The organism is Corynebacterium sp. HMSC069E04 (assembly GCF_001813175.1).
Taxonomy (GTDB): Bacteria; Actinomycetota; Actinomycetes; order Mycobacteriales; family Mycobacteriaceae; genus Corynebacterium; species Corynebacterium aurimucosum.
In genome coordinates, this window is the sequence record NZ_KV811666.1 from 1 (window position 1) to 5858 (window position 5858).

Sequence of the window (5858 nt, forward strand, 5' to 3'; positions counted from 1 at the left end):
AAACGGAACAAAACCTGGGACACTTCAAACTACACGCTGTGCGTGGACGAGGCAACGCTGCACATGTGTTGTTGACCAGCAGGTTTTTATTGCACTTGCTGTTCCTTGCCCGCCATCTGTCGTTGCGATTAACGGGGCGGGGATGCGTTCGAGCAGGCGTGTGTAATCGGGAGCGGTTTCGTGTTTGGCACCAGTGCCAAGCAACAACATGATCGAGGGTGGAAGCTACAATCAAGCATCCGCCAGCGGTGTAGGTACCGTCGAGAAATATCTGGTCATAGACTCGGCCTGTATGTGCCACGGTGGGATCCGGTACGTCAATAAGCCAGTACCATGTAAATCTGCGCTTCATAGTGGAATGGCTTACATTGTTGCGTTTAGCCAGTGCAGTTAGCGAGATTGTGGTGGTGCAATGCTCGATAAAATCCGCAAAAATTCTAGCGTTGGTGACGTCGGGGCGACGTTTGATGCCTGATGCCCCACAGGCTTTACATCGCCATCGTGTGGTTCCTTTGCTGGTAGTTCCGTTGCGTTTCATGTCGCCGCCGCAGTGGCAGCGTGGTCGATTCTTCGGCATCAAGCCACCACACCACCAGGACCTACCACATCCAGGTAGAAACACCGGGGATTTACCGTCAAGGACAGCGATATACGGTCGTGAAGCCTATACTTTCAACAATCACACTGGACAGTGACTATAAATCACCGATCCCAGACACACTTTCTGACCCTTAACCCATTTTAGCGGACGTGCGGCAACATGGTCCGTATCGGGAACGTGGCAATCAGACCCTAGACATCAAACCCTTACCTAAGTAAGGTAAGGCTATGCAAAAGAAAGACTTCATGAATGTGCGTGCAGTTATCGCACTCGTAGCCACTCTAGCCCTAGGCGCAGGCCTTGTTGCGTGTTCTTCTGATTCTTCTTCTAAGGAAGGAAACGGAGAAAAGAAGATCGAGCGAGTTGTGGCGCTTGATTGGCGCTACGAGGAAATTCTCAAGGCCCTCGATGTGGACCCAGTGGGAATCGTGGAAATCGGTAAGTCGGAGGCACCGACCACTTTGAAAGGGCAGCTGGGTCAAGCGACCTCTGTGGGTCAGGCCAAGCAGCCGAATCTAGAGGTTATCCAGTCCTTGGAGCCGGATCTGATCCTGGCTAGCCCTACCCGTCAAGCCGATATCATGCCGCAGTTGGAAGAGATTGGGCAGACCGAATCCTACCCAGATGAGACTTACTTGGACGTGCTGGACTCGATGGATGAGATCGCGGCCAAGCTAGGTAAAGAGGAAAAGGCCAAAGAAGTCCGTCAGCGCATCGAGGACAAGATTGCTCATACCAAGGACGCGGTAAAGCCGGGGAGTCGTGCGGTCGTGGCTGGCTGGTCCAGTGAGATGCTCTATACCTGGGTCAACCCTTCCTTCCCCCAGTCGCTACTAAGTGAGGTGGGCTATGACTATGCCTTCGAAGGTGAGAAGTCATCCATCGAATCTAAGACTGATGTAGCGGAACTGACCGGCGATAAGCTCCCTGGTATGAAGGCTGACCTAGTCTTTATGTACAAGGACGTCGATGCGTTTAAAAAGACGCCCTATGCCAAGGGTAGCGGCGACATCGTAGAGGTGGACCAAGATATCTGGTCGCGCGCCCGCGGGCCGCTTTCCGCCGAGCATATGCTCGATGACATCATCGCCGCCGAAGAGTAGTGGCACCTCGAACTAAAACCAGCGCCTGCCTGGTCCTTGCAACCGCTGCCGTCGCCTTCGTGTGGTGGTGGCGGCTTCGCCATGTTCAGGTGCCAGCTGATACCCCGTGGCTGGAAGAAGAGCTGCATAGCGTGGCCTTTGACCGTCTCCTTGCCACCACGGTCGTCGGTATCGCATTAGGGGTAGGCGGGTTATTGCTGCGGACGGCAACTGCGAATCCGCTAGCCGATCCGTCCATCACTGGTGTGAACTCCGGTGCGGCACTCGGCGCAGTCGCAACAGCAATGTTTATAGGAAGCGAAACCTCGAGTGTTGACCAGTTGCCCGGTGCGCTGTTGGGTGCGGGGATTGCTGTGGGGGTGACGGTGGGCGTCGGTAAGAGCGGTGCGATCCAGCGCATGGTACTCGTTGGCGTTGCTGTTTCCGCGCTGTGTAGCGCATTGACCTCCATTTTCTTGGTAGTAGATGAAGCTCAACTGGCTACGGTGATGTCATGGCTTTCTGGTCGGCTTGCCGGTGTGCGCCTAAGCGGTATCATGCCGGCGCTGATTGCCGTGCTGGTCGTGGTTCCCTTGACCTTAGTCGGTGCAAAAACGCTGGACTTGCTCGTAGCAGGCGATGCCGTGGCTGGTGCTGTCGGCGCGAAGCCGGAGCGCATTCGGTTGGCAGCCATTGTGGCGGCGGTAGTGCTTATTGCTCCGGCCGTAGCTGCAACTGGGCCGATTGGCTTCTTGGGGTTGATGGCCGCGGCCGTAGCGTGGCGGGTGTGCGGCTCACACCACCGCATGGGGCTGTGCGTGGCTGGAATTGTTGGAGCAGCGGTGCTTTTGGTGGCCGATTCGGTTGGCCAGGCAATCTGGGCGCCAGCCGAGACCCCAGTGGGCATCGTGACTTCTTTGGCTGGCATGCCATTAGTGTTGTGGGCCGTCCATGCGCTGGGGAGGAGGAAGCATGCGGCATAAGAGATTTGTTGGGGTGCTAGTAGGACTCATCCTGGCGTTGGCGTTGAGCGCAATCATCGGCATGGGCGTCGGTGCGGTGATGAAACCGCCGGGCGAGGTGATCACCGCCTTCGTTACCGGAGAGCCGCTCATCTGGAAGTACCGCGCCCCGCGGATCTTGGTGGGAATCTGCGCTGGTATTGCCATGGCCGTCTCTGGCTGTCTATTGCAGTCCGCGCTACGCAATCCTTTGGCCGCACCAGATACGGTGGGTATTACCTCCGGCGGCGGACTCGCGGCCGTTGCGGTACTCATGGGATCAGGCGCCCTGCCGGCCCACCTGCTGACTTTCATAGCCTTTATTGGAGCGTTGGCTGGAACTGGGCTGGTTCTTCTCCTCGCCGGGCGCGGGGCAAGTGATCCGGTGCGCCTGCCGCTTACCGGGGTGGCGGTATCTTTTGGGCTGGGCGCCATCACCGAATTGCTCCTGGTGCGGGCTGCCCCAGAGGCAGGAGCGGCCATGACATGGTTGAAAGGTTCGCTTTACGCCCGCTCGCTTGGCGATGCCACCATTGTCGCCCCCTTTATCCTTCTCGCCCTAACCGTCGCGATGGTGGTGGCAAAACACCTGGATATGCTCGCGCTGGATGATTCCACCATGGCCGGCATCGGCGTGAGCACCAAGATATGGCGCCTAATAGCAGTAGCCTTAGCCGTCATCCTCGGTGCCGCGGGAGTCGCCGCGGCCGGGGTCTTGGGCTTCGCCGGACTCATCGTCCCCCATGCTGCTCGCTTGGTTGTTGGCGCGAACCTGCGCTGGCAAATACCCGTGGCAGCCCTAGGCGGCGCGGTCCTTGTGACCGCATGCGATACGCTCGGTCGCTGGGCCTTCGCCCCCACGGAAATCCCCGTTGGCGCGCTCATCGCGCTGATCGGTGCACCGTATTTCATTTTCCTATTGACTCGACTGACCCGAGTGCGAAACGGAGGCTAGACATGACACTGACGTGCAGCGGATTAACCGTGGGCTACGGTGGACCCGATGTGGTCAAGGACGTAAATCTTCACTTATCCAGCGGTCAAGTAACCGCTCTGATCGGGCCGAATGGCTGCGGCAAGTCGACGCTTCTCAAGACATTGGGCCGCCAACTTACGCCCAGCGCAGGTGCGGTGTACCTCTCGGACCAAAATATCAGCAAGTATTCCTCGCGTGCCTTTGCCCGTGAAGTTTCTTTTCTGCCACAACATCCCGTGGCTCCGGAAGGGGTATTAGTGCGTGACGTCATCGGTTACGGCCGCTATCCCTATACAGGGGCGCTAGCGACGATGCGGGCCGGAGATCATGCAGCGGTTGAGCGTGCTGCCTCGCGTGCTGGGGTGAGCGAGCTTCTCGACGCCCCCGCGGCAGACCTTTCCGGTGGTCAGCGCCAGCGCGTCTTCCTCGCTATGACTTTGGCCCAAGAAACGCCAATTACCTTGCTTGACGAGCCGACTACTTACCTCGACCCCGCGCACCAATTGTCCATTTTGGATCTGATTCGAGATCTCAATGGCGCCGGGGTCACAGTGGTCATGGTGGTCCACGATATGGTCCATGCCGCGCGTTACGCCGATAGAATCGTAGCCATGCGTGAGGGACGCATTGTGGCCGAAGGGGCCACCGAGGAGGTGATGACCGCTGAACTCGTACGCGAAACCTTCCATGTTGAGTGTTTAGAGATGACTGATCCCTCCACCGGTCGACGCTTTCCCATACCCATTTCCGTGCACGCTCCTGAATTTTCTGGAACCCTAGAAGGAAGAAGATAAATCTATTTAAAGGAGTACGTAGCAATGGCAAACGAACTAGGCCACGAAGTTGACCTGGATCGCAACGAATACAAGTACCTGGCATCTGAGGACACTGTGTCTTCGGCAGCTAACTCTGGCACCTCCGCTCGGTCCGGCGCGGCTGCAGCAGGTGCAGGGGTTGCAGCGGCAGGCGCCGCGGGCACAGCCGGCCTATCTACCGCCAGCAAGTACGAGCCGCAGAATCACGTCGTTGCTGGCGCCGACGAAGAGCATGTAGGCTCTGCCTCCGAGCAGCCGGACCTGCAGGAGAAGCTGGATGAGAACAACGCTGACTACGCGCCGAGCCAGCACATCGTAGGTGAGGCGCAGGAAGAGCACATTGGTTCCGCCCCGCAGCAGCCGGACCTGCAGGAGAAGCTGGACGAGGAGAACTCGGACTATGCGCCGAGCCAGCACATCGTAGGCGGCGCGCAGGAAGAGCACATTGGTTCCGCCCCGCAGCAACCGGACCTGCAGGAGAAGCTGGACGAGGGTAACTCTGACTACGCCCCGAGCCAGCACATCGTAGGCGAAGCAAACGAAGAGCGTGTTGCTACTGCGCCGAACCAGGACAACGTCAACGGTCAGCAGTCCTCTGAGCGCCTGGATCAGCTAAAGGACAAGGCATCCGAGGCTGGTAGCGCCGTCGGCGATGCGTTCCAGCGCGCTAAGGGCTTCGTGGAGGACAAGGCACACGAGTACCAAGAGGAGTCCACGAAGAAGGGTGGCTTCTTTGACCGCGTCAAGGGCGCTGTCCGTGATGCTCGCGAGTCCATCGAAGACAAGCGCAAGAACTAACCAGCGCTGATACTAAGCCGCTTTCCCAGGGCTCGGGGAGGCGGCTTTTGTCGTATGCGCAATCCTGCTAATCGTCTAAGGCGTGAAGGTAGAGTTGGCTAATCAGCAGGCGCCTTGGCACGTCCACAAGTGGGCGCAGGGAGGGGAGGAAGGGCTCTGAGGCGGCGTCGATAAGCAGCAGTGTGCGGCCATCGCGCAGGCGCTCCAGAGCAAAGGTCTCCTCGCCGCGCTCAAGGTGTCCGGGAAGGGTGCCGTAGGTGAACCCGCAGCGGCCGTCCTTGTGGAATACATCGACCACGCGGCAGCGAAAATCCCATGGGCCAAAGCCACGTTTCGCGGCGGCCTCTATTTGTTAGAAAGGTCGCTTGACTGATTCGGCTTCACAGTGCTTCGTGGGCCCGAAATCGCTAGGGCAGCATGTGCTTGCCCGTGCGCAAGGAACTGAAGATTAAGGAGAACCATCATGAACAACAAACTGGCGAAGGCATGGCCAACGCCGCGCAGTGGTCGCTCGTAGCCGCTACCGCATTCTTCGCTCTGAGCTTTGTCGGTGCACTTAGGGTGCTCCGTGCTGCGGGGGGGGGG

At 58.5% G+C, this 5858-nt stretch carries 6 protein-coding genes and 1 pseudogene; 5 read left to right on the plus strand and 2 right to left on the minus strand.

Going from position 1 to position 5858, the window contains the following annotated elements; translation table 11 throughout:
• Nucleotides 1-27: 27 nt before the first annotated feature.
• Nucleotides 28-577: pseudogene (locus tag HMPREF2896_RS12385) on the minus strand (IS256 family transposase); the annotation flags it as partial.
• A gap of 251 nt (nucleotides 578-828) precedes the next feature.
• Here HMPREF2896_RS12385 and HMPREF2896_RS05210 point away from each other — a divergent pair.
• The 5 genes from HMPREF2896_RS05210 to HMPREF2896_RS05230 are packed head-to-tail and all read left to right on the plus strand — an operon-like array spanning nucleotide 829 to nucleotide 5273.
• The gene (locus tag HMPREF2896_RS05210; protein WP_049157735.1) at nucleotides 829-1704 is read left to right on the plus strand and encodes an ABC transporter substrate-binding protein; all 876 of its coding nucleotides are present in this window, start codon (nucleotides 829-831) and stop codon (nucleotides 1702-1704) included.
• Between the two features lie 29 nt (nucleotides 1705-1733).
• Nucleotides 1734-2666 carry a FecCD family ABC transporter permease gene (locus HMPREF2896_RS05215; RefSeq protein ID WP_209168001.1) on the plus strand — a complete coding sequence of 311 codons (933 nt, stop codon included), beginning with the start codon at nucleotides 1734-1736 and terminating at the stop codon, nucleotides 2664-2666.
• A complete protein-coding gene (locus tag HMPREF2896_RS05220; RefSeq protein ID WP_046646996.1) occupies nucleotides 2656-3639 on the plus strand; it encodes a FecCD family ABC transporter permease in 984 nt (327 codons plus the stop codon). The genes HMPREF2896_RS05215 and HMPREF2896_RS05220 overlap by 11 nt, the downstream gene beginning before the upstream one ends.
• Nucleotides 3640-3641: 2 nt before the next feature.
• On the plus strand, nucleotides 3642-4454 hold the full coding sequence (locus tag HMPREF2896_RS05225; protein ID WP_046646995.1) for an ABC transporter ATP-binding protein: 813 nt from the start codon (nucleotides 3642-3644) through the stop codon (nucleotides 4452-4454).
• 24 nt (nucleotides 4455-4478) lie between these two features.
• A complete protein-coding gene (locus tag HMPREF2896_RS05230; protein ID WP_046646994.1) occupies nucleotides 4479-5273 on the plus strand; it encodes a hypothetical protein in 795 nt (264 codons plus the stop codon).
• Between the two features lie 67 nt (nucleotides 5274-5340).
• Here HMPREF2896_RS05230 and HMPREF2896_RS05235 read toward each other — a convergent pair whose 3' ends face one another.
• Nucleotides 5341-5622, minus strand: coding sequence for a DUF1990 family protein (locus tag HMPREF2896_RS05235; protein ID WP_369815742.1), 282 nt, complete (start codon nucleotides 5620-5622; stop codon nucleotides 5341-5343).
• Nucleotides 5623-5858 lie beyond the last annotated feature (236 nt).

What these genes read in the sequence shown, in the direction of transcription:
- HMPREF2896_RS05210 (WP_049157735.1), top strand. Translation starts at nt 829, where the DNA reads ATGCAAAAGAAAGACTTCATGAATGTGCGTGCAGTTATCGCACTCGTA.
- HMPREF2896_RS05220 (WP_046646996.1), top strand. Translation starts at nt 2,656, where the DNA reads ATGCGGCATAAGAGATTTGTTGGGGTGCTAGTAGGACTCATCCTGGCG.
- HMPREF2896_RS05225 (WP_046646995.1), top strand. Translation starts at nt 3,642, where the DNA reads ATGACACTGACGTGCAGCGGATTAACCGTGGGCTACGGTGGACCCGAT.
- HMPREF2896_RS05230 (WP_046646994.1), top strand. Translation starts at nt 4,479, where the DNA reads ATGGCAAACGAACTAGGCCACGAAGTTGACCTGGATCGCAACGAATAC.